The sequence below is a fragment of the Mesorhizobium sp. M8A.F.Ca.ET.021.01.1.1 genome (genome assembly GCF_003998025.1).
GTDB lineage: Bacteria > Pseudomonadota > Alphaproteobacteria > Rhizobiales > Rhizobiaceae > Mesorhizobium.
The window spans coordinates 1-2,529 of the sequence record NZ_RZSJ01000745.1 but is presented as its reverse complement, the minus strand read 5'-3'; the positions used below and the strand labels follow the sequence as shown (position 1 = coordinate 2,529).

Here is a 2,529-nt window from a genome sequence, read left to right as displayed (position 1 = left end):
CTGCTAGTCTTAATTCGCCTAGAGCCTGTTCTCCGATAGCTTTGCCCTCAACCAATCGCTGAAGGCATTGAGTACCGGATGTCCCGCCTTGGCATGCTCGAAGACCAGGAAATATGAGCGTGGCGAGGGGACCGACGCCTCGAACGGCTTGACCAGGCGGCCTTCGCTCAGCGCCCGGCGGCCTGTCAGTTCGTCGCCCATGGCAATCCCCTGCCCGGCGACCGCCGCCGAAAAGACGAGGTTCATGTCGGAAAAGAAGATGCCGCCCTCGGTGTCGGGATTTTCCACCTTCGACAGTGCCAGCCAGCGGGCCCAGTCCTCGGTGTCGCCGAGATGGAGCAAATTGGCGCGCAGCACGTCGGCGGGCTTGGAAAACCCACCGACCTTGTTGAGCAGCGTCGGGCTGCAGAGCGGCGTGAACGAGACCTCGCAGAGCAGTTCCACCGCGCGGTTCGGCCAGTTGCCGACGCCAAAGGCGATGAAAGCGTCGGCCTCCGCATTGCTGACGTCATCGAGGCGACGAGGCGTCAAGATCGAGAGTGCCACGTCCCGATACATTTGCTGGAACTCGCCGATATGGGAGCAAAGGAACATCGAGGCGAAGCCCGGAGGGCAGGAAATGGCAAACGAACCGCCGACGCCCGCACCGCTGTTTTGCGCTCCCGCGTCGCCGAGCACGGTTAGCGCCTTCCTGACATCGGCCGCATAGCGCTGGCCGCGCGGCGTCAGCGCCACGCCCTTGCCGATGCGTTGCAGGAGATCGAAGCCAAGGTCACGCTCGAGCAACCGCAGCTGATGCGAGACGGCGCTGCGGGTCAGGTGCAGTTCGTCGGCGGCACGCCAGACGCTGCCATGCCTGGCGAAACTGTCGAGGGCGCGTAGCGCCTGTGTCGAAGGAATTCTCAAGAGGTGAACCGAATTTGCACGAACCGGGAAAACATATCACTTTTTGGCGAGCCGCTTCACTGCTTTCTTCTAGAGCATGGACAAACCGGTGACGACATCGGCGCAAGAGACCGCGCTTGCCTGCCTCGACGGCATCCAGCCGCTGCTGTCGGCCTGGACACGCAGCATCTTCGATTTCGGCGAGACCGCATGGCGCGAGTACAAATCGGCCGCCTGGTATGTCGATCGGCTCAAACGCGAGGGATTTTCCGTCGAGGAAGGCTCGGGCGGCATGCCGACCGCCTTCTGCGCCCACTGGACGAACGGCGCCGGACCGACAATCGGCATGTATGCCGAATATGATGCCGTGCCCGGCAATTGCCAGGACGCCGTGACGGTGAGGCAGCCGCGACCTGGCCTTGGTGTCGAGGCCGGCGGCCATACCGACCCGCATTCGGGGCTCGGCATAGCAAGCCTCGGCGGGCTGCTAGCGACCAAGGCCGCCATGCAGCGCCACGACATTCAGGGCACGCTGCGCTTTACCGGCGAGCCGGCCGAAAAGGTGCGCGGTTCGAAGCCGATCCATGCGGCAAAAGGCTATTATGACGGCCTTGCCGGCATGATTTCCTTCCATCCATTTTACATGCTGCCGCTCTGCAACACCGCTCGCTGGGATACGCATTGCGGCGCGGCCTATGCGATGATCTATCGTTTCGTCTGCGACGAACCCGAAAACTGGATTCGCGCAGGCGACGGCGTGCCGATCCCGCAGGCGCATTCGGCGGTCAGGGCACCGGGCGCCAACGATGCGCTGATGACCATGTACATGGCCTCCAAGGCGTTGCGCGATTCCATGCTGCCGCATCAGGGCGGCTGGTCGATCAGCGAGGCGATCCTGACCGCTGGCCAGGCCACGGCCGACAATCTGCCGGCGGGCCTGGCCGAGATCCAGTACATGATCCGCGTGCCGACCATCGGCATGGCCGAGCAGGTGACGGCGGTGCTCGACCGCAACGCCGCGGCCGCGGCCGCGATCAGCGGCTGCCGCTACGAGCGGCACTGGGTGTCGAAGTCGCGGCCGGGGCTGGCCAACCACGCCATGGCAGGGATTACCTACGAAGCCCTGTCGACGGTCGGGCCGCCACGCTGGGACGAGGCCGCCAGGACGATCGCGCGGGAAATCCAGGTCAATGCCGGCGGCACCGCGACCGAAAACCCCTTCATCGATGAGCTGGAGCGGCTGATTTCGCCACAGGAGGCCGAGGCGATCTTGCGCCGCGACCTGCCGCCCTCCCAGGTGAATTCGACCTCCGACGACTACACCGACATGAGCTGGCACGCGCCGACCGCGCGCTTCTATGTCGCCCGCCCAGCGCTGCGCTCGGCAAACGGCCACGCTTTTCCGGCATGGGTGATGAATGCTCTGGGCGGCATTCCCGCGACGATCGATCCGATGGTCATCTGCGCGGCCAAAACGGTCGCGCTGGCGGCGCTGCACCTGCTCGAGGACAAGACCGCCCGCGACGAGGCGATGAATGAGTTCACCACCCGCACCGGCGGCGGCATCGGCGGCTCCAACTGGATCGCGCCGCTCTGCGACTACGAGCCGCCGATCAACTTCCGCTGGCCGGAATATGTCACCAC

Annotated in this window: 2 protein-coding genes; one reads left to right on the top strand and one right to left on the bottom strand. The window is 64.8% G+C overall.

All coding sequences use genetic code 11. The features are described from left to right. Nucleotides 1-18 precede the first annotated feature (18 nt). The gene (locus EOA36_RS33195; protein ID WP_127280983.1) at nt 19-906 is read right to left on the bottom strand and encodes a LysR substrate-binding domain-containing protein; all 888 of its coding nucleotides are present in this window, start codon (nt 904-906) and stop codon (nt 19-21) included. A 76-nt stretch (nt 907-982) separates the two neighbouring features. Between EOA36_RS33195 and EOA36_RS33190 the strand changes: the two genes are divergently transcribed. Further along, on the top strand, nt 983-2,529 hold a 1,547-nt coding region (locus EOA36_RS33190), incomplete at its 3' end, for an amidohydrolase (RefSeq protein WP_189553489.1).